The organism is Roseomonas populi (genome assembly GCF_024594815.1).
Lineage (GTDB): Bacteria > Pseudomonadota > Alphaproteobacteria > Acetobacterales > Acetobacteraceae > Roseomonas > Roseomonas populi.
This window is the reverse complement of sequence record NZ_JANJOU010000010.1, coordinates 223,954-246,419: the sequence shown is the minus strand read 5'-3', so window position 1 is coordinate 246,419 and position 22,466 is coordinate 223,954. Positions and strand designations below refer to the sequence as shown.

Genomic DNA, 22,466 nt, shown 5'->3' with positions numbered 1-22,466 from the left:
CGCTCCCTTGGACTTGTTTCGTTGAAAGGCAGTATGCGTTCTTTCAGTATGCCGTCAATATAGCGCCGTGACCGCCAGGGAGGCCTGAGGCTTGAGGGACAGCGAGGATGACGGGCCGATGCAGGAGATCTACGGGATGCCCGGGCACCTGATCCGGCGCGCCCAGCAGATCTCGGGCGCCATCTTCGCGGAGGAGGTGGGGGAGTTCGACCTGACCTCCGTGCAGTTCAGCGCGCTCTTCGCCATCCGCGCCTATCCCGGGGTGGATGCGACGCGGCTCTCGGCGCTGATCGCCTTCGACCGCTCGACGCTGGGCGGGGTGCTGGAGCGGCTGGAGGCGAAGGGCTGGATCGCCCGGGAGCCCGCGCCGGAGGATCGGCGGGCGAAGCGGCTGCGGCTGACGCGGGCGGGCATGGATTTGCTGCGGAAGGTGGAGGCGCCGGTGCGGCGGGTGCAGGAGAGGCTGCTCGCCCCGCTCTCCCCGGCGGACCGGGCCACCTTCCTGCGGCTGGTCGCGCAACTGGCGGACCTGCACAACGAGGTGACGCCGGCGCCGATCCGGCGGGCAATGGCGGGTTAGCCGGCCTCCGCCGGATCGTGAGTTAGCCTGCCTCCGCCGGCAGGGGCGGGTTCCCCGTGCCCTCCGGCCCGCGCATGCCGATGCGGCCGAGGCCGGGCAGCTTGATCGCGGGGCGGCGCAGGTCCAGGCCCGCGACGCCGCCGAGGATGTTCACCTCAATTCCTTCCACCCAGGCGAGGGTCAGGCCGGCATAGCCGCCGAGCGAGAGGCGGAAGCCTGTGCGCGAGGGGGTAAGGCGCAGCCAGCGGCCATCATGGGGGTAGTCCTTGCCGATGGCATTGGGCGGCAGGGTGAGGCCGATGGAGGGCACAGCCTCCATGATCGCCGCGACGAAGGTGTTGGAGTTGGGGCCGGGCCAGGCGCGGTAGTCGCCGCGGTTGCTCCAGGCATAATCCGCGATGGCCTGCTGGATGGGCGGGATCAGGGCGGATGCGGCCGGGCCATCGGCGGCGAAGACGGTTTCCGGGGCCTGGCCGAACCAGCGGCCATCGGGCGCGAAGCCGTTCATGCGAATGGGGTCGCCCCAGGCGGTGTAGTCGTAGCGGGTGTAGGAGGCCGCGCCCTCCGGCTTGAAGACGATCCAGCAGTGTACGGCGAAGATGCCGCGCCAGCGCACCGTTGGGGCGGCATAGACGCGCACCACCGCGCCGGGATTGCGGGCGGCGGGCGGCAGGAGGCCGGCGCTGGAGCGGTCCGCCGCCCACCAGTCCGTGCCCGCCGCCCTGGCCTTGTAGAGGGCGGCGGAGACTCCGAGCGGGACGAGGTAGAGGAGGATGAAGAGAAAGAGCGCGGCTTTGAGGATGGTCATGATCCGTCCTCATGTTTGTTGCGGTGCAGCGAGGCGCAAGGTTCGTGCTGGTTCTGTGGGGGACGGTCTGTGGCCAGGGAGAGGAAGAAGGAATTCTTCCTCTCCCCGGACCCCTCTCCATCATCCTTTTCTAGGAGTTGGTCTGCGTTTCGCTGACGGTGCGCCTCGGCTCGTGGAGCCGAGGCGACTGCAAGGGCAGGATCGGGTCCTGATCGTCAGGCGCCGCGCTTCAAGTCAGTCCCCGCGGCAGCCCGATGCAGGTCCAGGAGGCTGAGCCTCCTGGCGGGGATCCAAGGGGCGGAGCCCCTTGGGGCCGGACAGGTCAGAAAAGGTCGTCCAGTTCCCGATATTCCGGAAGTTCGGCGGGGATGGGGCGGCCGTTGCGGAGGACGATGCGCGGGCCACGGCGGCGGGAGAGCAACTCGTCCATGCTGCGGCCGCGGAAGAGGACGAGGTCGGCGGCGGTGCCGGGGCGGATGCGGCCGTGGTCGGGCAGGCCCATCCAGCCGGCGGGGCGGGCGGTGACGGCGGCGGGCCAGTCGCCGATGGGCTTGTCCAGGTGGCCGATGCGGACGGAGTCCGTGAAGGTCTCGATCGGGTCGTGGTCGCCGTAGCCGTAGAAGGGGTCGCGGCAGTTGTCGCCGCCGATGAGCACGTTGATGCCGCGGGCGCGGAGCTCGTGGAGGAGCGTCACGCCGCGCCACCGCGGCGTGCGGCCGGGCACGCGGTCCTGCAGGTACTGGTTCACGGGCGGCAGGGAGATGATCGTGATGCCGGCCTCTGCCACCAGGTCCATCACGCGGTCGGCGACGTCGGGCGGCTGCACGGCGAGGCTGCAGCAGTGGCCGCAGGTGAGGCGGCCGGGGAAGCGGTGGCGGAGGGCGGCGCGGGCGATGGGGCCGAGGGTGGCGGCATTCGGGTCGCCGCTCTCGTCCACGTGGAGGTCGATGTCGAGGCCGTGCTTGATGGCCTGGCGGAAGAGGCCGTCGAGGGAGGCTTCCAGCTTCTCGCCGTTGTCGTCGGGGATGCGGGTATTGCCGCCAAGGAGGCCGCCGGTGGCGGCGATGCGGGCGGCGAGGGCCTCGCCCTCCTCTCCCGCGTAGTCGGTGATGGAGACGAGGCCGGCGGCCTGGAGGGTGATGCGGCCGCGCCATTCCTCACGCAGTTCGGCGAAGACGGGCCAGGTGAGGGCGGCCTGCGGGCCGTGGCTGTCCAGGTGGGTGCGGATGGCGACCACGCCGTTCGCCTCGGCGCAGCGCAGGGCGAAGGTGAAGCGGCGGCGGACGTCCTCGGCGCTCCAATGCGCCGCGCGGTCCTCGGCCACGGCCTTTACGGCGCCGGGGTGGGTGCCGTCCGGGTTCACCGCGCGGGGGAAAATGTGCGCCTTGTCGAGATGGGCGTGGGGATCGACGAGGCCGGGCCAGACCTGACCGCGGTCGAGGTCCAGCGCGCCTTCCGGCGCCGTGGCGGCGGCGGGGGTGAGGGCGGCGATGCGACCGGCCTCGATGCGGATGTCGGCGAGGACGAGGCCGTCCGCGTCGGCGGGGCCGAGATCGGCTTCCAGCATTGCTGCGGGGACGGAGGCGCGGTGGAGGAGCATCCCGCTGCCATCGGCGGGGATCGGGGGGAAGCCGGGCACGGTCAGTGGTCCTTTCTCAGCGCGCTCTCGTGCCAGCGGCGGAGCATCAGGTGCGAGACGAGGGAGAGGGCGAGGAAGATGAGGACGCCCGAGAAGGAGATCAGCGCCAGCGCCGCGAACATGCGGGGGATCTGGAGCTGGTAGCCGGATTCGAGGATGCGGTAGGCGAGGCCCGACGATGCGCCGCCCGCGCCGGCCACGAATTCCGCGACAATGGCGCCGATGAGGGAGAGGCCGCCGGAGATGCGCAGCCCGGCCAGGAAGAAGGGCATGGCGGCGGGCAGGCGGAGGTGGACCAGGGTTTGCCAGCGCGTGGCGCCGTAGAGGCGGAACAGGTCCAGCAGGTTCCGGTCCGTGCTGTTGAGCCCGATGGTGGTGTTCGAGACGACGGGGAAGAAGGCGACGATCCAGGCGCAGATGAGGAGCGAGGCCTGGATGTTGTCCACCCAGATGATGATGAGCGGCGCGATGGCGACGACCGGCGTGACCTGCAGCATCACCGCATAGGGCAGGAAGGTCATCTCCACCCATTTGGACTGGCTGAACAGGATCGAGAGGGCGAGGCCTGCGGCTGTGGCCACCAGCAGGGCCAGCACGGTGATGCGGAGCGTGACGGCGAGCGAGCCGGAGAGGGTGGGCCAGTCCGCCACCAGCGTTCGCGCGATCGCCACGGGGCCGGGGAGGATGTAGGCGGGCACGGCGAAGTGGCGCACGGCCCATTCCCAGCCGCCGAGGAGGAGCAGACCCACTACCAGCGGCGCCAGGATGCGCGGCCAGGTGCCGGGCGGCAGGCCGAGGATGCGGCGTTCCCGGCCGGGCGCGTCGTCGGGTGGGGTCATGCTTTCATGGCCCTTTCCAGCGCCTCGGAGACGGTGCGGCAGAGGGCGGCGTAGTCGGGGGAGGTGCGGAAGGCCTCGTCCCGCCGGGCGGGGGCGGCGATGGGGAGGTCGGCGTGCAGGCGGCCGGGGTTTGCTGCCATGACCACCACGCGCTGCGAGAGATAGACGGATTCGAAGACGGAGTGGGTGACGAAGACGGCGGTGAAGCGCCGGCTCTCCCAGAGCCGCAGGAGGTCGTTGTTCAGGCGGAAGCGGGTGATCTCGTCCAGGGCTGCGAAGGGCTCGTCCAGCAGCAGGACCTCCGGTTCCGTGACCAGGGCACGGGCGATGGAGACGCGCATCCTCATGCCGCCGGAGAGCTCGCGCGGGTAGCTGTTCGCGAAGTCGGAAAGGCCGACGAGATCGAGCATCTCCCGCGCGCGGCGGTGGCGTTCGGCCTTCGCCACGCCTTCCAGGCGCAGGGGCAGGGCGACGTTGTCGATTGCGGTCTTCCAGGGCATCAGCGTGGGCTCCTGGAAGACGAAGCCGAGCTTCGGCGGGCGCCCGGCGGCGCGCGGCCAGGCGATGCCCCCGGCGGTGAGGGGGGAGAGGCCCGCCACCATCCGCAGCACCGTGCTCTTGCCGCAGCCTGATGGGCCGAGAAGGGAGACAAAGCTCCCTGTCGTGATGTCCAGGTCCAGCCCCTGCACCGCCAGCGTGCCGTTGCCGTAGCGCTTGGTGACGCCGCGGAGCGCGACGACGGGGGCGGGCCCCGTGCTGTCCTCCCGCGATGGGGCGGTGTGGCCGCTGGCCGCGATGGTGCCGTCCTCCTGCACGCCGGCCGTTTCGGCCGAGCCGGGGCGCCCGGTCAAGATGGGGAATCGGGCGGGCGGTCCGGAGGGGAAGGGCGCGGCGCGGGTTTTGCTTCCGGTGCGGGGCGGCTGTGAGAGAGGATCGGCAGCATGAGCGCGACGGTGATGGCGGCCCCGAAGCCGCGGGAGATGATGCACCTCAACACCCGCTCCGACGCGCGGGGCTGGGCGAGGCTGGGGGTCCATCTGGCGCTGATCCTGGCCACGGGCTGGCTGGTGGCGGTCTCGCCCCCGCTTCTGGTGGTGCCGGCGATGCTGCTGGCGGGGGTGGTGCAGGCGGCCCTTTTCGCGCCGATCCACGAGACCTGCCACTACACGGCCTTCAAGTCCCGCCGGGTGAACGCGGTGGTGGGCTGGCTGGTGGCGCTGCCGGCGCTGCGGAACTGGCACTTCTACCAAGCCTTCCACCTGGCCCATCACAAGCACACCCAGGATCCCGAGCACGACCCGGAGCTGTCCCCGCCGCCGCCGGGGGACCTGCCGGCCTATGTGGCGCGGGTGGTCGGCCTGCCCTACTGGCGCGCGCAGCTGACGGTCTGGGCGCGGGGGTGGAAAGGCGATCTCTCGGCCTATCCCTTCATCCACCCGGCCTCCGCGCCGCGGGTGGTGCGCAGTATCCGGGCGGGCTCGGCGCTGACGGTGGTGCTGGCGGTGGCCGTAGGCCTGGCCTTCGGTTGGGGGGCGGTGCTGCTGTTCTGGGTGGGGCCGCAACTGCTCGGCCAGCCCGTGCTGCGGCTGTACCTGCTGACGGAGCACACGGGCTGCACGGAGGATTCCAACGGCCTGACGAACACGCGCACCATGATGACGGTGGCGCCGGTGCGGCTGCTGATGTGGGAGATGCCGTATCACGCGGAGCACCACCTTTACCCCTTCATTCCCTTCCATCGCCTGAAGGACGCGCACGCGCTGCTGCGGGACCGGCTGGCGCATGTCGGGACGGGCTATGCGGCCTGGCACCGGGATCATATCCGGGCGCTGCGGAAGGTGGGGTGAGGGGAGGGGGCTGCTGCGTCCTCTCCCCCTCGTATTCCCGGTCCTTCCGGGGCACATGGCGTGCCATGACCTCCAGCAACCTGCGGCGCCGGGCACCGGCCGCCGCCCGCAACCGCGATCCCATCCTGGCCGTGCTGCGGGGCGTGCTGCCGCCGCAAGGGGTGGTGCTGGAGGTCGCGAGCGGCACCGGCGAGCACGCGCTGCACTTCGCCCAGGCATTCCCGGACCTGGTCTTCCAGCCCAGCGACCCCGATCCGGGGGCGCGGGGCAGCATTGATGCCTGGGCGGCCGGGCAGGGGAACATCCGCCCGGCCCTGGCGCTGGACGCGGCGGGGGAATGGCCCGCCGTCGCGGCGGATGCCGTGCTCTGCATCAACATGATCCATATCGCGCCCTGGGCGGCGACGCTGGGCCTGATGCGCGGCGCGGCGGCCCTGCTGCGGCCGGGGGCGCCGCTGGTGCTCTACGGCCCCTATCGGCGGAACGGCGTGCATACAGCACCGAGCAACGCCGATTTCGATGCCGACCTGCGGCGCCGGAATCCCGAATGGGGCGTGCGCGACCTGGAGACAGTGGCAGCGGAGGCTGCGGCGAGGGGGTTCGGGGCGCCGGAAGTGCATGAGATGCCGGCCAACAACCTTCTGCTCGTTTTCCGGCGTTAGGGGCCTCGGCCGCCCTGAGAACCCGAGCGGCGGTGGGGCGTTCGGGGTGCATGGAACATCCCATCCACGCCTTCCTGCGCGGCGCTGGCCGCGACGGCCGGGGGCGCCGCTTGGCCGATGTGCTGGCCTTCGACGACGGCCGGCTGGAGGCCGTGCACGACTTCATCCAGTGGCTTTTTCCGTTGCGGGAGCCGAGCCGCGCCGTGCCGGGATCGCCGGTGCTGGGGGAGGATGAGGCGGCGGCGATCCGGGCGGATCCGGCGGCGCGGGAGGGGCTGCGCGCGGCACTGGACCGGATGGCGCGCTTCTACGCGGATACGGACGACTGGCTGGTGCGCTTCGACCACAACCACCTTCGCATCACCCGCATCATCACCGCCGTGCGGGACCTTCTGGGGCGTGAGGAGGCAGCGCGGTTCCACGCCGCGCTGCTGGCCCGCAACGCGGCGGCGGGTGGGCCGGTGAACGCCGAGAGCCTGCGGCACTGGGAACGCGCCCTGGGGGCGGCGTAGAAGGGGGCATGCCGCCCGAGCAGCGATCTCTTTTTCCCAATCCCGGCTCCATGCTGGCGCGGCTGATCGACGGGCCCGTGGCGCCCGGGCGCATCGGCTGGATCGGGCTGCGCGCGGTGCGGCGTGAGCCGGTGCGGGTGGTGGATTCCGCCCTGGCCGTGACGGGGCAGGGACTGGAGGGAGATCGCTACGCCAGCCGCAACAACGGGGGGCGGCAGGTGACACTGGTGGCGGCGGAAGGGCTGCGCGCCATTACCAGCTATCTCGGGCGCGACGCGGTGCCGCCGGAGCGGTTGCGGCGGAACCTGCTGACGGAAGGGATCAACCTGACGGCCCTGCGGAACCGTCGCTTCCGGGTGGGCGAGGTGCTGCTGGAATGGTCGGGCGATTGCCACCCCTGTTCCCGCATGGACGAGGAGCTGGGCGAGGGCGGCTACAACGCCGTGCGCGGCCATGGCGGCATCACGGCGCGGGTGCTGGAGGGCGGGGTGATCCGGCTGGGGGATGCGGTGGTGCGGGTGATCGAACCTAGCCAGCCCGGATGATCCGCGCTCCGTCCTCGGCATAGGGGGCGCAGGCGGCGGGGGGCGCGTCCGTCACCAGGGTCCAGCTACCGGCCGCGGCGGCGGGCAGGGGGGCCCAGAAGGGCTGGCCGTGGCGGCCTAGCTTCGAGGCGTCGGCCAGCACCACCACCTCGCGCGCCTGGCGCATCATCAGGGATTTGAGGGAGACCTGCTCCAGCGTCGCCTCGCAGACGCCGCGGCCGGGCATCACGCCGTCCGCGCTCATGAAGACGCGGTCGGCTGTGAGGTGGCGCAGGGCCTGCTCGGCCAGGGGTCCGACGGTGCTCATGCTGATCGGGCGCACCGTGCCGGCCAGGACCACCAGCTCCATGCCCGGCGCGTCGGCGAGGACGGGGATCAGGGGCAGGTTGTTTGTGACGACGCGCAGGCTGCGGCCGCGCAGGAGGCGGCCCAGCGCCTCCACGGTGGAGCCGCCGTCGAGGATGATCGTCTCGCCTTCCCCGATCAGGTCCAGCGCGGCCTCGGCGATGGCGGATTTGGCGGCGCGGTGCTGGCCGGTGCGGGCGCGCAGGCTGGATTCGAGGTGCGGCGCTGCGAGGATGGCGCCGCCATAGGTGCGCGCCACCGCCCGCTGCTCGGAGAGGGCGTTGAGGTCGCGGCGGATGGTGGAGGCGGAGACGCCGAAACGGGCGGCCAGGGCGTCCACATCCGTGTCGCCGGTGGCCAGGGCGGCCAGGATCTCGTCGTGGCGCGTTCGTCGGCGTCGCATGGCCGGATTCTAGGAGAGGTGCTGGCCGAGGGCGATCCCCCCGGCCGGCACGGTTGCCGTTCAGGCCGCCTGCATCACCCGCTTCGGCGCCAGGCCCACGGCCTGCTTCAGGGCCTCCACCAGGGAGCCCTCGTCGGCGATGCCCTTGCCGGCGATGTCGAAGGCGGTGCCGTGGTCCACGCTGGTGCGGACCACCGGCAGGCCGATGGTGATGTTCACGCCGGCCTCCAGGCCCATCACCTTCACCGGGCCGTGGCCCTGGTCGTGGTACATGGCGACCACCAGGTCGAAGTCGCCGCGGGCGGCGCGGAAGAACAGCGTGTCGGCGGGCAGCGGGCCGTCAACGCTCCAGCCGTTGGCGTGGCACTTCTCGATGGCGGGGATGATCTTCTCCTCCTCCTCGCCCTGGCCGAAGAGGCCGTTCTCGCCGGCATGCGGGTTGATGGCGCAGACGCCGATGCGGGGCTGCTCGATGCCGGCCTTCACCAGCGTCGCGCGGCCGCGCTCAATCACGCGGAACACCAGGCCCGGCTCGATCTTCCGGATGGCGTCCATCAGGCCGATATGGGTCGTGACGTGGATGACGCGCAGCTTCGGCGCCACCAGCATCATGGAGACCTCCGGCGTGCCGGTCAGGTGCGCCAGCATCTCCGTATGGCCGGGGTACTTGTGGCCGGCGGCGTGCAGCGCCTCCTTGCTCAGCGGCGCCGTGCAGATGGCGTCGGCCTCGCCGGCCTCCACCAGCCGCGTCGCGCGCTCGATATAGCGGAAGGCGCCCTCGCCCGAGAGGGCGGAGAGCTGGCCGAAGGGGTGGCCGGCGGGGATGATGCCGAGGTCGATCACGTCCACCGTGCCGCGCTGGTACTTGGCGCCGGCGGGGGACTGCAGGGCGTTCACCTGCAGGCCGGTCTTGGTGATGGCGTCGGCCTCGCGCAGGCGCGTCGCGTCGCCCACCACGAAGGGGCGGCACATCGCGTAGACGTCCTCCCGCGCCAGGGCCTTCATGATGATCTCCGGGCCGATGCCGGAGGCGTCGCCCATGGTGATGGCGATGATCGGGCGGGTGTCAGACATCACGCGTTCTCCCGGGAGAGATTGTGCAGCCGGGACAGGCTGCGGAGGATCGTTCCGTCGTCGCCGAAGGCGCCGGCCTTCGTCATGACGGGGACTTGGATGGCACCCTGGGTGACGCCGAGGGGCACGCCGGCCTCGACCTCCTCCACCAGGCGGATGCCGTGGACTCCGAGATGGCTCAGCAGCGCGCAGGCCGTTTCCCCGCCCGTGGCGAAGAGGCCGCCCATGCTGCGGCCTGCGGGCTCCAGCAGGGTGCCGAGCGCCGTGGCGAGGGCGGCGCCCTGGGAGAGGTCGGCGGGGGAGGCGTCCGTGATCAGCACGAGCGTGTCGCGGCCGGCGGCGAGGGAAGCGGCGATCGCCTCAGCCATGGGTGCCCAGCCCGGGTCGGCGGGGCCGGCGCGGAGCAGGCCGACCGGCACCTCGATGAGGGCGGCCGCGCTCTCGGCGACAAGGCGGGCGGCGGCGCTGCGGGAAGCCTCGGCGATGCTCCCGACGACGACAAGGACGCCGCCGCGCGCGGCGGGCGGCGCGGCGGGCAGGGCGCCCATGAGCGGCAGGGCGGCAGCGAGGGCGGCGGCGATGCCGCCGGAGCCGACCCAGAAGACGTCACCGACGAGCGGCAGGCTGGCGCGGGCCAGGGCGTCCAGGTCGGTGGGAGCGGTGGCGTCGCAGACCACGGCCTCCACGCCCGCGGCCAGGGCATCGCGCAGGGCGGCTTCCAGCGCCGCGTCGCCGGCGCGGATCGTCTCCAGCGGCAGGTGGCGGGCCTTGAGGCCGACAGCTTCCAGCACCGTCGGCAGGTGCGCGCTCTCGTAGCTGTGGTCGCGCGCCCAGAGGGGGGTGGATTCCAGCGGCGCGCCGTTCAGGTGGACGCGCCCGCCCTCCGTGGTGCGGCCGGTGGCAGGGAAGGCGGGGGCGACGATCGCCATCGCCGGGCGGCCGGCCTCATGCAGGGCGCCAATGGTGGCGGCCAGCTCGGCGGCGGGCTGGCCGCGCAGGGTGGAGTCGATCTTCTTGATCAGGCCGGTGCCCGGAGCGTGGCGGGCGCGCAGCAGCGCGGCGTGGCGCCCGGCCGCATCCCCGGGGCTCAGGCGGCGGCTGTCGGCGTCGATCGCCAGCACCTCGGCGGCGGCGCCCTCCGCGCTGTGCCAGCCGACCGCCGCCTCCAGCCCGCGGCGGGCAAAGGCGATGCCGCAATCGGCGGCGCCGGTCAGGTCATCGGCGAGGATGAGCCAGCGGCGGGTCATGCGCCCCGTCCCTCAGCCACGGCGTCCCGGCCCGGGCCGACGCGGCGGGCAACCCAGGCGGTGACCGGCGGCACGAGGATGGCGGTGACGATGACGCAGGCGGAAACGAGGATGGTGGCCGCCGGCGCCGCATCCGCGTAGGCCGGGTTGTTGGCCGCCACGATCGCCGGCACAGCGGCCGCGTTGCCCGCGGTGGAGGCCGCCGCGACGCCCGCCACGCCCGAGCCGCCGATGGCGCGATCCGCGAGGAAGAGCGCGGTGCCGGTGATCACCACCACCGCGACGCCGAGGCCGAGGCCCAGCAGACCGGCCTGCCAGACCTTCGTCAGGTCCAGGCCGGCGCCGAGGGCGAAGGCGAAGAAGGGGATCATCACGGGAATGGCGCGGCTGAGGAAGTCGCGCATCTCGCGGTCCAGGTTGCCGATGATCATGCCGACGAGGAGCGGCAGGATGGCGCCCACCAGCACCGGCCACTCGAAGGCCGAGAGCCCGGCGACGCCGAGGGTGATCATGGTGAGGAAGGGGCCGGATTCCAGCGTCATCACCGTGTAGGCGCCGACATCGCGCGGCGCGCCGTACTGGCCCATCAGCGCCATGTAGAGGCCGCCATTGGTGTCGTTCATCGCGGCGACGATGGCGAGGGTGGAGAGGCCGGCGAAGATGCCGCTGGCCACCGGGGCCTCGCCCAGGAACTGGCCGACGATGATGCCCAGCAGCGCGGCGATGCCGACCTTCGTGGCCAGCAGCGTGCCGCCCTTCTTCAGGATGTAGGGGGTGGCCTTGAAGTCGATGCTGGCGCCCATGCAGACGTAGAACACCGCCAGGATCGGCAGGGATCCCGTGAAGAGCGCGCCGGTGAAGGAGCCGAAGAACTTCGGCGTGGCTGGGAAGAGGGTGGCGATGATCGCGCCGAGGGCGAGGGGCACGACCATCATGCCGCCGGGCACGCTCTCGATAGCGCGCTTGATGGGAATCTGCATGGGCATTCTCCGATGGCGCCCGAGGCTGGGTGCCCGGCCGCGCGGGACGCGGGACTACGGGGCTGATGTCGCGTCCGGTGGGGCGAAGTCAATGAATTTTTGCGCGAACTGCGCAGAATTGCCTGGTGGGTGCCGCACCGCGCCCCTTCGCGGGTGCAGCATGGTTTTCAGGCTGAAAGCAGCTCCGGATCACGCTTCTGCGCAGGGTTGATCGGCATCCGAAGTTTCCCCTCGACATTTCTGCTCAATACGCGCAGAAGCGCCCGCGCAATCTGGTCATGTAGAGGACTAGCGGGGGCGGCACCTGCCGCCACCCCGGCCGTGTGGACGCATCGCCCCGCGCGCTGCGGCCGCCCGGCCCCAAGCACGGAGCCGACCAACGCCATGAGCCTCGCCGTTTCCGATGCCGCTGCTGACGCCGCGCTGGTGGAGGCCCTGGCCGCGATCGTCGGCCGCCAGCACGTCGTCGCGCCCGGCGAGGACCAGGAACCCTATGTGGTGGACTGGCGCGGCCGCTATCACGGGCGCGCCGCCGCCGTGGTCAAGCCGGCCGACACGGCGCAGGTGGCCGCGGTGGTGCGGCTCTGCGCGGAGCGGGGCGTGACGATCGTGCCGCAGGGCGGGAACACCGGCATGTGCGGCGCGGCCACCCCGGACGCTTCCGGCCAGGCCGTGGTGGTGCGGCTGGACCGGCTGAACCGCGTGCGCGCCATCTCCGCCCTGGCCAACTCCATCACGGTGGAGGCGGGCTGCATCCTGCAGACCATTCAGGAGGAGGCGGAGAAGGTGGACCGCCTCTTCCCCCTCTCCCTCGGCGCGGAGGGGAGCTGCCAGATCGGCGGCAACATCGCCACCAACGCCGGCGGTACGGCCGTGCTGCGCTACGGCAACACGCGGGAGCTGGTGCTGGGGCTGGAGGTGGTGCTGCCGGACGGCACGGTGCTGGACCGCCTGCACGCGCTGCGGAAGAACTCCTCCGGCTACGACCTGAAGCAGCTCTTCATCGGGGCGGAGGGGACGCTGGGCATCGTAACCGCCGCCTCCCTCAAGCTCTTCCCGCGCCCGCGCGTCTCGGCGCTGGCCATGGTCGCGCTGCCGGAGATCGAGGCGGTGCTGACGCTGATGGGGCGGCTCCGCAGCGCGGTGGGCGACCGTCTGGCAAGCCTGGAGGCCATGTCGCGCGGCCAGATCGAGGTGATCGCGGAGCACGTGCCGGACGTGGCGATCCCCTTCGCGCTGGAGGCGCCCTGGTACCTGCTGATCGAGCTGACGGACACGCTGGCCGCGACCGACCTCCGCACCCCGCTGGAGGAGGCGCTCGGCGCCGCCTTCGAGGAGGGGCTGGTAACCGATGCCGTGATCGCGGAGAGCGGCGCGCAGGCCGAGGCGCTGTGGAAGATCCGCCACTCCGTCTCCGAAGGCAGCAAGCGTGCGGGCTATGTGGTGAGCCATGACAGCGTGGTGCCGCTGGAGAACCAGGCCCTGTTCGCGCGCAACGTGGAGCGCCGGATCGCCGAGGTGGCGCCGGAGGCGCGCATCGTGATGCACGGGCATATCGGCGACGGGAACATCCACGTCCTCGCGATCCTGGATGCGAAACAGTACCCGGATGCCGCGACCGCCGCGCCGATGGTCGCGAAGATCAACGCCGTGGTGGACGACGAGACCGCCGCGCTGGGCGGCGTGATCAGCGCCGAGCACGGCATCGGCATCAGCAACCGCGGCCGGCTGGGCCGCGTGACGAACCCGGCCGAGATCGCGCTGATGCGGCGCGTGAAGGCGCTGCTGGACCCCGCCGGGCTGATGAATCCCGGCAAGGTCCTGCCGCCCGAGGCCTGAACCACTTCCTGCCATTTCCCGGAGAGGAAACGCCGTGAACCGCCGCACCCTGCTCGGAACCGCCCTCGGTTCCGCCCTGCTTCCCTCTTTGGCCCACGCCCAGGGTGGCAACTGGCCGACGCGGGCGATCCGCATGATCGTGCCCTATCCGCCGGGCGGCGCCACGGACGTGATCGCGCGCGTCTATGCCGACCACATGGGCCAGACGCTCGGCCAGCCGGTGGTGATCGAGAACCGCCCGGGCGCCAGCGGCAACATCGGCACCGACGCGGTGGCGAAGGCGAACGACAACCATACGATCGGTTGCGTCACCGTCTCCAACTTCTCGATCAACCAGTACCTCTACAAGAACGTCCCCTACGACATCGAGAAGGACCTGAAGCCCGTCGCCCTGGGCTGGGAGTTCCCGAACATCGCGGTGGTGGCGCCGGGCAAGGTGCAGGCCAAGACGCTGCAGGAGTTCATCACCTGGGCGAAGAGCAAGCGCGGCGGCATCACCTATGGTTCCACCGGCGTCGGCACCACCACGCACCTCTCCTCCGCCATGCTGTTCTCCCGCCTCGGCATCGAGGCGGTGCACGTGCCCTATCGCGGTGCGGCGCAGATCCAGCCGGCGCTGCTGAGCGGTGACATCGACTTCGCGATCGACGGCGTTGCCTCCTACCAGGCCCTCGTCGAGGCCGGGCAGATCCGCGCGCTGGCGGTGACGAGCGCGGAGCGCTGGTCCACCCTGCCTTCCGTCCCGACCATGGCGGAGTCCGGGGTCAACGACTTCGTCGTGACGGTGTGGGGCGGCTTCGTGGTCCCTGCCTCCACGCCGGACGTGGTGGTGGAGCGGATCAACGCCGCGCTGAAGGCGACGGTGGAGGATGCCACGCAGCGGGAGCGCTTCGCCCGCGTGGGCGCCAAGCCGATCTGGACCACGGCGGCCGACGCCGCCGCGCGCGCGGCGCGGGAGCGCCCGATGTGGCGGGAGACGATCGAGAAGTCCGGCGCCTCGGCCGACTGATCGCCTCGGGCTCACTCGAGTAGGCCGGGCGATCGCCCCCGGCCGGGCAGGGCGCGCGCCCTTCGCGCGCCCTGGCCTGAGACGGCGATGACGGTAGGTGAGGAAACAAAGATGACGATGATGTCCCGGCGGGGCCTTGGCGGCCTTGCGCTCGGTGGCGCCTCGCTGCTCGCGCGCCCGGCCCTGGCGCGGTGGGAGGACGTGACCCGATACCCCGACCCGGCCTTCGAGATCCTCGATCCTTCCTTCGCGCGCTACCAGCTGGACGCGGCGGCGGTGGAGCGGCTCTGGACCGGGGCGCGCTGGAGCGAGGGGCCGGTGTGGCTGGGCGACCAGCGCGCCGTGATCTGGTCCGACATCCCGAACCAGCGCACCCTGCGCTGGAGCGAGACCACGGGCCAGGTGGACGAGTTCCGCAACCCCGACAACTTCGCCAATGGCCATGCCCGCGACCGCCAGGGGCGGCTGATCGCCTGCGAGCACGGCGCGCGCCGCGTGACGCGGACCGAGTATGACGGCCGCATCACCGTGATCGCCGACCGGTTCGAGGGCAAGCCGCTGAACTCGCCCAACGACGTGGTGGTGAAGTCCGACGGCTCCATCTGGTTCACCGACCCGCCCTTCGGCATCCTCGGCGACTACGAGGGCTACCGCGCGCAGCCGGAGCTGCCGACGAACATCTATCGCGTGGACGGGGCGACCGGCGCGATCACCGTCGTCTCGGCCGAGGTGGGGCGGCCCAACGGCCTCGCCTTCTCCCCGGACGAGAGCCTGCTCTACGTGGTGGAGGCGGCGGCCAACCCGCGCATCATCCGCGTCTTCGACGTGACGGAGAACGGCACGAAGCTGGCGAACAACCGCGTCTTCTTCCAGGCCAGGCCCGGCGAGCGCCCGGACGGGTTCCGGGTGGACGTGGAGGGCAACCTCTGGTGCGGCTGGGGGATGAGCGCCGAGTTCGACGGCGTGCGCGTGATCAACAAGGCGGGCCAGCCGATCGGCCATATCCACCTGCCGGAGCGCTGCGCCAACCTCTGCTTCGGCGGGCGTAACCGGAACCGGCTGTTCATGGCGGCCAGCAAGTCGCTCTACGCCGTCTATGTGAACACCCAGGGCGCCGCGCTGGTCTGAGGCGAATGACCCGCCCGGGCATTGTGGCCGGGCGGGCCGCGTGATTGGCTCCCGGCCATGCCGCGCGCGAGGAAAGCCGAGAGGAACGAGGAGACCGGGCCGCGGCTGAGCCTGCGGCTCGACCTCAGCAACGGGCTGCGGATCGGGCCGGGCAAGGTGCGGCTGCTGGAGGAGATCGGGCGCGCCGGCTCCATCTCCGGTGCCGGGCGGGCGCTGGGCATGTCCTATCGCCGGGCCTGGGAGCTGGTGGAGGCGTTGAACCGCGGCCTTGGCGAGCCCGTGGCGGAGACGGTGGCGGGCGGCGCCGGTGGGGGCGGAGCGAAGCTGACGGCGCGGGGGGAGGAGGTGGTGCAGACCTACCGCGCCATCGAGGCGGAGGCGAATACGGCCGCCGCGGCCCGGCTGGCGGCGCTGGCGCGGCGCGGGGCTGGCTGATCCGCCGGGGCGGGGTTGTTTCCGGGCCCCCGGCTTTCGATCTGCAGAACATGAGCACCACGGTCCTGGAAGGGCAGGCGGTCCGCTTCCCCTTCGACAACTCCTATGCCCGCCTGCCGGAGCGCTTCCGCGCGCGGTTGGACCCGACGCCCGTGGCGGCGCCGCGGCTGCTGCGGCTGAATGCGGCGCTGGCCCGGCGGCTGGGGCTGGACCCGGCGGAGCTTGCCTCGCCGGAGGGCGTGGCGGTGCTGGCGGGGAACCATGTTCCGGAAGGGGCGGAGCCGCTGGCGGCCGCCTATGCCGGCCATCAGTTCGGCAACTTCGTGCCGCAGCTCGGCGATGGCCGGGCCATCCTGCTGGGCGAGGTGGTGGCGCCGGACGGGGCGCGCTTCGACGTCCAGCTCAAGGGTTCCGGCCCCACCCCCTTCTCCCGCCGCGGGGACGGGCGGGCGGCGCTGGGGCCGGTGCTGCGCGAGTACCTTGTCAGCGAGGCGATGGCGGCGCTCGGCCTGCCCACCACCCGGGCGCTGGCCGCGGTGGCGACGGGGGAGGAGGTGTACCGCGAGACGGTGCTGCCCGGTGCCGTGCTGACCCGCGTGGCGAGCAGCCATATTCGCGTGGGGACCTTCGCCTACTTCGCGGCGCGCGGCGACGTGGAGGGGCTGAAGGTGCTGGCCGACCATGCCATCGCGCGGCACTACCCGGATCTGGTGGGGGTGCCCGACCCGTATCGCGCGCTGCTGGACGGCGTGATCGCGCGGCAGGCGGCGCTGGTCGCGCGCTGGATGCATATCGGCTTCATCCACGGCGTGATGAACACCGACAACACCTCCATCTCCGGCGAGACGATCGACTACGGGCCCTGCGCCTTCATGGACGCCTACGACCCCGCGACGGTCTTCAGCTCGATCGACCAGTTCGGCCGCTACGCCTACGGCAACCAGCCGCGCATTATGCAGTGGAACCTGGCACGGCTGGCGGAGGCCCTGCTGCCGCTGCTGGGCGAGACGGAGGAGGCGGCGCTGGCCTCGGCCAACGAGGCTCTGGCGGGCTTTGCCCCGGCCTTCGAGGGCGCCTACCTGGAGGGGCTGCGCGCCAAGATCGGGCTGCCCGGAGGCAGCGCGGGCGATGTGGCGCTGGCGGGCGAGCTGCTGAAGGCCATGGCGGAGAACCGGGCGGACTTCACCCTGACCTTCCGGCGCCTGTGCGGCGCGGTGGAGGGGGATGACTCCGCCCGCGGGCTGTTCGCCGACCCGGCGGCCTTCGACGCCTGGGCCGCGCGCTGGCGGGCCCGGCTCGGCGAGGCCGGTGGCGATCCCGCGGCGCGCGCGGCGGCGATGCGGGCGGTGAACCCTGCCGTGATCCCGCGCAACCATCTGGTGGAGGGCGCGCTGGCCGCGGCCTATGCCGGCGACATGGGGCCGTTCGAGGCGCTGCTGGAGAGCACGGCCCGGCCCTACGAGGACCAGCCGGGCGCGGACCTCCCGCCCGCGGCGGCGGAGGAGCCCTACGTCACCTTCTGCGGGACCTGAGGCGGGAACTCACCTCGCGCAACAGTTACATCCATCAGGCAAATACATCGTATTCGCCTGGTGGAGTGGAGCCCGGCTGATTCCCGGTCCATACCGCGCTCAACGACGACGACATGGTGCCGCCGCCATTCATGCTGGATATGGACTGATGTTTTCCAAGACGCTTCGCACCCTTGCTCTTGCCGCCGCGCTCGTGAGCCCCGTGGTGGCCGGTGCCGCGCGCGCCGAGACGGGCGCCCCGATGTTCGGCCCCTCCGCTTACAAGACGTGGAACTCGACCGATGCGGCCCGCACGCCGCTTGCCTCGCCGGCCGCGAACAACCCTGCCCAGGAGTTCCTGCTGGACAGCGGCGCGACGGGCGGTGGCGGCCAGCACGCCTGAGCAAAGCCGGGGCTTCGGCGCCCCGGTGCGATGAGCGAAGGGCTGCCGGGCATCCGGCGGCCCTTTTCCGTTCCTAGCCGTCCAGGCGGATGCCGAGATCCCGGATAAGGGGACGCCACGTCGCGTTCTCGGCCGCGACGTACTCCGCCATCTGCGCGGGGGTGCGGGGCACCAGCTCCGCGCCGATGTCCCTCATCTGCTTGGAGACTTCGGGGCTCCCGATGGCGGAGCGGAGAAGGGTGTTCAGCCGATCCACCACCGGCTGCGGCGTTCCGGCAGCGACGGCGATGCCCTGCCAGCCGTAGGACACCGCCTTGGGGTAGCCCAACTCCACCGCCATGGGCACGTTCGGGGCGGCGCTGGCGCGGCTGTCTCCCAGCATCACCAGCCCGCGGGCGCGGCCGGTGGAGAGGTAGGGCAGGGCGTTGGTGATGTCGGCGATGATGCAGTCCACCTGGCCGCCGACGAGGTCGTTCAGGACGGCCGGCATGCCGCGATAGGGCACGTGCGTCGCGTCCAGCCCGGAATGGCGCTTCAGCACCTCCATGGCGAGCTGGTGCGGGGAGGCGACGGCGGGGGTGCCGTAGGTGATCGTGCGGCGCTTCGATTCGGCGAGCAGCCCCGCGAAGTCCTGGAACGGGCTTTCCGGCCGCACCAGCAGCAGCATGGGGAAGCGGCCGATGAAGCCGACATTCACCAGGTCCTTGTCCGGGTCGAAGGGCAGCCTGGCGTAGAGGGCGGGGTTGTAGACGAGGATGCCGTTGTCCGTGTGCAGCAGCGTGTGGCCATCGGCGGGGGAGCGGACGACGTTCTCGGTGGCGACGATGGCGCCGCCGCCGGGGCGGTTCTCCACCACGATGGACTGGCCGATGGCCGGGCCCATCTGCCGGGCGATCATGCGCGCGAAGATGTCGCTGGCGCCGCCCGGGCCGTAGCCGACCACCCAGCGGAGGGAGTGGTCGGGCCACGCCCCCTGCGCGCGCACCGCCCGTGACAGCGCGAGCCCCGCCCCGGCGCCGAGCGCGAGGCGGGTGAGATCCCTTCGTCCGAACATGCAGCAGCCTCCTGTCTGTTGTGCCGCCGCGTGCCGCGCCTTCCTCTTCCCCGTCCGGTTCAGTCCGGCAGCACGGGCGGTTTGGCGAGCCCCTCGGCCCGCAATCTCTCCACCAGCGCCTGAAGGCGCCGGCGGCGATAGGATTCGAGATCCAGGCCGGAATAATCCATGAATCCCTGGCCGGTGCGAAGGCCGATCCGGCCCTGCTCCATGTTGCGCTCGATCACCTCGGGGGCGCGGTAGCGTTCGTGGCCGAGGGCGCCGGTGAGGTAGCGGCTGGCGTGGTAGAGGATGTCGCCGCCGCCCCAGTCGATGAACTCCAGCACGCCCAGCACGCCGAAACGGAAGCCGAAGCCGTACTTGACGGCCTTGTCGATCTCCTCGGCGCTGGCGACGCCTTCCTCCACCATGCGCGCGGCCTCGTTCATGGCGAGGGTTTGCAGGCGCGGCACGATGAAGCCGGGGGTGGCGGCGCAGTTCACCGGGACCTTGCCGACGGATTCGAGGATGGCGTGCAGGCGCGCGACCGTTTCCGGTGCGGTGTGGCGGCCGGGCGAGACCTCGACGAGGGGGATGATGTAGGCCGGGTTCAGCCAGTGCGCGTTGAGGAAGCGCGCGGGGTCCGCGACGGCGGGGGAGAGGTCGTCCACCAAGATGGTGGAGGTGGTGGAGGCCAGGATCGCCTCCGGGCCCATCAGGGCGGAGGCGCGGGCGAGGATGTCGCGCTTGAGGTCGAGGATCTCCGGCACGCCCTCGAAGACGAGGCCGGCGCGGGAGAGGACCTCCGGCGCGTCCTCGTCGCGCGCCACGCGCACGCGGGCGAGGAGGGTGTCGGCGTGCGCGGGATCGAAGAGGCCGAGCTCGGCCAGGGTGCGGAGGGCGGCGCCGATCTCGGCCAGCGCTTCCGATTCCAGCTTCGCGAAGGCGGCGGGATCGCGGGGCTTGGCGTCCAGCAGCACCACCTCGTGGCCTGCGTAGGCGAATTGCACGGCGATGCCCCGGCCCATGCGGCCGGCGCCGAGGCAGGCGACGAGCGCGCGATCAGAAGCCATGCTTCAGCACCCGGTCGATCCCGGCGCGGTCCAGCCCGCCCAGGCCGGCATCGGCGAGGGTGCGGCCGGAATGGTCCGGCGCGTCGCCCCGGATCGCGGCGCCGATGGAGGAGAAGGCGCGGGCCAGCGGGGTGGGCACGCCTGCCAGTTCGGCGGCGGAGATGATGAGGGAGAGGCCGAGGCGCAGGTCCTCCATCATGTAGCGATGCTTCGTGAGCATGATCTTCTCGCGCCAGTCACCGGATTCCGTCAGGCGATCGTGGCTGGCGCGGCCGTACATCCACTCCTCTCCCTCCTTCGCGTAGTGGTGGGCAAGGGGGAAGTGCGGGGCGTCGTAGCCCAGGGCCTCGCGCACTGCGATGCGCTCCGCATCCAGCGCGTCCGTGGTGCGGCGGATGGCGGGGACGGTGCCCTCGTTGTGGATGTCCCACTTCTCGAAGTGCTCAAGCGGGCCGGCATTCATTATGATCAGCGGCGGGTGGATGATGGCGCCGGCGTTCATCAGCGCGCCGGAGAGCGCGTCGCCGCAGGGCTCGATGGCGCCGGGGAAGGCCTGGGCGATCACGGCCAGGGCGTGGTCGGCGGCATCCAGCGGGAAGACGCCGGTGGGCAGGCGCGTGGCGCGGGTGGTGATGGCGACCTGGTGCGGGCCGTGCTTGCGGGCCAGCCAGGGCAGGGTGCCGGTTTCGGCGAAGGCGACGCGGGGCTTGCGGCCGGTCTCGTGCAGGGCGCGGGCCATCAGCACGGTGCCGAGGGTTCCGGGGGGCAGGAAGACGACCTGGCCGTCTTCCAGCACCGGGGCCAGGAGGCGCGCGATGTCCACCTGCGCGGTGGCGGGGGCGGGGCAGAGGATGAGGTCGGCGCCGCGCACGGCTTCCGCGATGTCGGTGGTGACGAGGGCGAGGCGGGCCTCGTGGGTCCCTTTCGCGTCCTTCACGGCGATGGTGCCGCCCCCGGCCTTGTGGGCGGCCACGGCTTCCGCGTCTCGCCGCCACAGGCGCACCTCGTGGCCGTTCAGGGCCATGTCGCCGGCGGCGGCGAAGGAGCCGTTGCCGCCCCCGAGGACGGCGATGCGGAGCGTCATGCTTGGGTTCCGACGAGAGGGCGCAGCTCGAAGTGCCGGACCTTGCCGAGGGCGGTCCGGGGCAGGGCATCGGTGAAGATCACGTCCCGCGGCACCTTGAAGCGGGCGAGGCGGGCGGCGACGTGGGCGCGCACCCCTTCGGCATCCGCGATGCAGCCGGCGCGGAGGACGAGGAAGGCCACCGGCACCTCCTGCCATTTCGGGTCGGGGGCGCCGAGCACGGCGGCCTCCGCGATGTCCGGGTGCTCCAGCAGCACGCGCTCCAGCTCGGCGGGGTAGATGTTTTCTCCGCCGGAGATGATCATGTTCTTCTTGCGGTCGTGCACAGTGAAGTAGCCGTCCGCGTCGCGCGTGGCGATGTCGCCGGTGCGGTACCAGCCGTCGATGGTGCAGGCTGCCGTTGCGGCCTCGTCGCGCCAGTAGCCGGAGAAGAGGTTGCGGCCGCGTAGCAGCACCTCGCCGGGGATGCCGTGGGGGAGTTCGCGGCCTGCATCGTCGGCCACCTTCGCCTCGCAGAGCAGGCCGGGGAGGCCCGTTGAGGTGCCGCGTGAGAGATCGCCGCCGAGGCGGGTGTAAACGGCGATGGGGCAGCTTTCCGTGGCGCCGTAGACCTGCAGCAGCGGCACGCCGCGGACGGTGACGGCATCGATCAGCGCCTGATGGACGGGTTCGGAGCCGGTGGAGATGGCGCGGAGGGAGGAGAGGTCGGCATCCGCCCAGCCCGGCGCGGCCAGCAGGGCGCGGATCACGGCGGGGACAGTGAGGAAAAGGGTGGGGCGGTCCCTCGCGATGCTTTCCAGCGCCGTGTCGGGCGCGAAGCGCGGGTGGATCGTGACCGTAGCGCCGGCCTGCAAGGCGGGCGTGGTCTGGATGTTCAGGCCGCCCACGTGAAAGAAGGGCAGGGCGGAGAGGATGTGGTCCTCCGCCGTCATGCCGTGCAGGTGGTGGCTCATCACCGCGTTGTGGAACAGCGCCTCCTGCCGTAGCAGCGCGCCCTTCGGGCGGCCGGTGGTGCCGGAGGTGTAGACGAGCAACAGGGGGTCTTCGAGCGTGCCGGGGCCTTCCGGATCCGCGCCGCCCGTGGGTATGTCCAGGGGAAGGGCAGGGAGGTCCGACGCGGCCTCGGTGAGCGTCGTGGCGAAGGCGGGCTCCAAGAAGCAGAGGCGCGCTTCCGCGTGTTCGAGGATGTAGCGCAGTTCCGGCGCGGCCAGGCGCCAGTTCAACGGCAGGAGGATCGCGCCGAGCCGGGCGCAGGCGTAGAGCAGGGCGAGATAGGCGGGATGGTTGGTGGCCAGCACCGCCACGCGGTCGCCGGGCCGCACGCCGTGGTCCACGCGCAGCGCGTGGGCGGCGCGGGTGATCATGCTTGAGAATTCGGCGTAGGAGATCGCCGCCCCCTCGAAGCGCAGGGCGGTCTTGGCGGGGGCGAAGGCGGCGTTGCGGTCGATGAGGGTGGCGAGGTTCGTCACG

23 protein-coding genes are annotated in these 22,466 nt (G+C 71.9%); 11 read left to right on the top strand and 12 right to left on the bottom strand.

Translation table 11 applies throughout. From position 1 onward, the window contains the following. Positions 1 to 91: 91 nt before the first annotated feature. Entirely contained in the window at positions 92 to 580 is a 489-nt protein-coding gene (locus tag NRP21_RS14520) for a MarR family winged helix-turn-helix transcriptional regulator (protein WP_257716930.1), read from the top strand. Positions 581 to 602: 22 nt separating this feature from the next. On the opposite strand, the gene NRP21_RS14515 is transcribed toward NRP21_RS14520, so the two are convergent. The 4 genes from NRP21_RS14515 to NRP21_RS14500 all read right to left on the bottom strand — a co-directional run bounded on the left by NRP21_RS14515 (position 603) and on the right by NRP21_RS14500 (position 4,717). Beyond that, positions 603 to 1,388 (bottom strand): DUF3750 domain-containing protein, encoded by a 786-nt coding sequence (locus NRP21_RS14515; RefSeq protein ID WP_257716929.1) that lies wholly within the window; start codon positions 1,386 to 1,388, stop codon positions 603 to 605. A gap of 322 nt (positions 1,389 to 1,710) precedes the next feature. Further along, positions 1,711 to 3,027: a cytosine deaminase gene (locus NRP21_RS14510; RefSeq protein ID WP_257716928.1), complete on the bottom strand. Its 1,317-nt coding sequence runs from the start codon at positions 3,025 to 3,027 to the stop codon at positions 1,711 to 1,713. 2 nt (positions 3,028 to 3,029) lie between these two features. Beyond that, positions 3,030 to 3,866: an ABC transporter permease gene (locus NRP21_RS14505; RefSeq protein WP_257716927.1), complete on the bottom strand. Its 837-nt coding sequence runs from the start codon at positions 3,864 to 3,866 to the stop codon at positions 3,030 to 3,032. Beyond that, entirely contained in the window at positions 3,863 to 4,717 is an 855-nt protein-coding gene (locus NRP21_RS14500) for an ABC transporter ATP-binding protein (protein ID WP_257716926.1), read from the bottom strand. The genes NRP21_RS14505 and NRP21_RS14500 overlap by 4 nt, the downstream gene beginning before the upstream one ends. A 90-nt stretch (positions 4,718 to 4,807) precedes the next feature. Here NRP21_RS14500 and NRP21_RS14495 point away from each other — a divergent pair, with 90 nt between their 5' ends. The 4 genes from NRP21_RS14495 to NRP21_RS14480 all read left to right on the top strand — a co-directional run bounded on the left by NRP21_RS14495 (position 4,808) and on the right by NRP21_RS14480 (position 7,432). Continuing rightward, the gene (locus NRP21_RS14495) at positions 4,808 to 5,713 is read left to right on the top strand and encodes a fatty acid desaturase (protein ID WP_257716925.1); all 906 of its coding nucleotides are present in this window, start codon (positions 4,808 to 4,810) and stop codon (positions 5,711 to 5,713) included. Between the two features lie 65 nt (positions 5,714 to 5,778). Beyond that, positions 5,779 to 6,375 carry a class I SAM-dependent methyltransferase gene (locus NRP21_RS14490; protein WP_257716924.1) on the top strand — a complete coding sequence of 199 codons (597 nt, stop codon included), beginning with the start codon at positions 5,779 to 5,781 and terminating at the stop codon, positions 6,373 to 6,375. Positions 6,376 to 6,425: 50 nt separating this feature from the next. Continuing rightward, on the top strand, positions 6,426 to 6,887 hold the full coding sequence (locus tag NRP21_RS14485; protein WP_257716923.1) for an opioid growth factor receptor-related protein: 462 nt from the start codon (positions 6,426 to 6,428) through the stop codon (positions 6,885 to 6,887). An 8-nt stretch (positions 6,888 to 6,895) separates the two neighbouring features. Then, positions 6,896 to 7,432, top strand: a complete 537-nt coding sequence (locus NRP21_RS14480) for an MOSC domain-containing protein (protein ID WP_257716922.1) — start codon at positions 6,896 to 6,898, stop codon at positions 7,430 to 7,432. Here the strand turns inward: NRP21_RS14480 and NRP21_RS14475 are convergent. Genes NRP21_RS14475 through NRP21_RS14460 form a run of 4 tightly spaced genes read right to left on the bottom strand, consistent with a single transcriptional unit; the run spans position 7,416 to position 11,481 of the window. Continuing rightward, entirely contained in the window at positions 7,416 to 8,180 is a 765-nt protein-coding gene (locus NRP21_RS14475; RefSeq protein WP_257716921.1) for a DeoR/GlpR family DNA-binding transcription regulator, read from the bottom strand. The genes NRP21_RS14480 and NRP21_RS14475 overlap by 17 nt on opposite strands. Before the next feature lie 60 nt (positions 8,181 to 8,240). Beyond that, entirely contained in the window at positions 8,241 to 9,254 is a 1,014-nt protein-coding gene (pdxA, locus tag NRP21_RS14470) for a 4-hydroxythreonine-4-phosphate dehydrogenase PdxA (protein WP_257716920.1), read from the bottom strand. Beyond that, positions 9,254 to 10,501, bottom strand: a complete 1,248-nt coding sequence (locus tag NRP21_RS14465) for a four-carbon acid sugar kinase family protein (protein WP_257716919.1) — start codon at positions 10,499 to 10,501, stop codon at positions 9,254 to 9,256. Before NRP21_RS14465 ends, pdxA begins: the two co-directional genes overlap by 1 nt. Then, positions 10,498 to 11,481: a 2-keto-3-deoxygluconate permease gene (locus NRP21_RS14460; protein WP_245214829.1), complete on the bottom strand. Its 984-nt coding sequence runs from the start codon at positions 11,479 to 11,481 to the stop codon at positions 10,498 to 10,500. Before NRP21_RS14460 ends, NRP21_RS14465 begins: the two co-directional genes overlap by 4 nt. Before the next feature lie 384 nt (positions 11,482 to 11,865). On the opposite strand from NRP21_RS14460, the gene NRP21_RS14455 reads away from it, so the two are divergent. From NRP21_RS14455 to NRP21_RS14430, 6 genes are all read left to right on the top strand, one after another. Then, positions 11,866 to 13,320 (top strand): FAD-binding oxidoreductase, encoded by a 1,455-nt coding sequence (locus NRP21_RS14455; RefSeq protein WP_257716918.1) that lies wholly within the window; start codon positions 11,866 to 11,868, stop codon positions 13,318 to 13,320. A gap of 34 nt (positions 13,321 to 13,354) precedes the next feature. Continuing rightward, positions 13,355 to 14,329, top strand: coding sequence for a Bug family tripartite tricarboxylate transporter substrate binding protein (locus NRP21_RS14450; RefSeq protein WP_257716917.1), 975 nt, complete (start codon positions 13,355 to 13,357; stop codon positions 14,327 to 14,329). A gap of 183 nt (positions 14,330 to 14,512) precedes the next feature. After that, positions 14,513 to 15,457, top strand: a complete 945-nt coding sequence (locus tag NRP21_RS14445) for an SMP-30/gluconolactonase/LRE family protein (RefSeq protein ID WP_408639628.1) — start codon at positions 14,513 to 14,515, stop codon at positions 15,455 to 15,457. A gap of 57 nt (positions 15,458 to 15,514) precedes the next feature. Then, positions 15,515 to 15,892, top strand: a complete 378-nt coding sequence (locus tag NRP21_RS14440; RefSeq protein ID WP_257716915.1) for a winged helix-turn-helix domain-containing protein — start codon at positions 15,515 to 15,517, stop codon at positions 15,890 to 15,892. Positions 15,893 to 15,942: 50 nt separating this feature from the next. Beyond that, on the top strand, positions 15,943 to 17,424 hold the full coding sequence (locus NRP21_RS14435; RefSeq protein WP_257716914.1) for a protein adenylyltransferase SelO: 1,482 nt from the start codon (positions 15,943 to 15,945) through the stop codon (positions 17,422 to 17,424). Positions 17,425 to 17,572: 148 nt separating this feature from the next. Next, the gene (locus tag NRP21_RS14430; protein ID WP_257716913.1) at positions 17,573 to 17,806 is read left to right on the top strand and encodes a hypothetical protein; all 234 of its coding nucleotides are present in this window, start codon (positions 17,573 to 17,575) and stop codon (positions 17,804 to 17,806) included. A 73-nt stretch (positions 17,807 to 17,879) separates the two neighbouring features. On the opposite strand, the gene NRP21_RS14425 is transcribed toward NRP21_RS14430, so the two are convergent. The 4 genes from NRP21_RS14425 to NRP21_RS14410 are packed head-to-tail and all read right to left on the bottom strand — an operon-like array spanning position 17,880 to position 22,465. Then, positions 17,880 to 18,860 carry a Bug family tripartite tricarboxylate transporter substrate binding protein gene (locus tag NRP21_RS14425; protein WP_257716912.1) on the bottom strand — a complete coding sequence of 327 codons (981 nt, stop codon included), beginning with the start codon at positions 18,858 to 18,860 and terminating at the stop codon, positions 17,880 to 17,882. Positions 18,861 to 18,919: 59 nt separating this feature from the next. After that, the gene (locus NRP21_RS14420) at positions 18,920 to 19,912 is read right to left on the bottom strand and encodes a 3-hydroxybutyryl-CoA dehydrogenase (protein ID WP_257716911.1); all 993 of its coding nucleotides are present in this window, start codon (positions 19,910 to 19,912) and stop codon (positions 18,920 to 18,922) included. Beyond that, complete coding sequence (locus NRP21_RS14415) at positions 19,902 to 20,996, bottom strand: NAD/NADP-dependent octopine/nopaline dehydrogenase family protein (protein WP_257716910.1); 1,095 nt, start codon at positions 20,994 to 20,996, stop codon at positions 19,902 to 19,904. The genes NRP21_RS14420 and NRP21_RS14415 overlap by 11 nt, the downstream gene beginning before the upstream one ends. Continuing rightward, a complete protein-coding gene (locus NRP21_RS14410) occupies positions 20,993 to 22,465 on the bottom strand; it encodes a class I adenylate-forming enzyme family protein (protein WP_257716909.1) in 1,473 nt (490 codons plus the stop codon). Before NRP21_RS14410 ends, NRP21_RS14415 begins: the two co-directional genes overlap by 4 nt. Position 22,466: the final 1 nt, after the last annotated feature.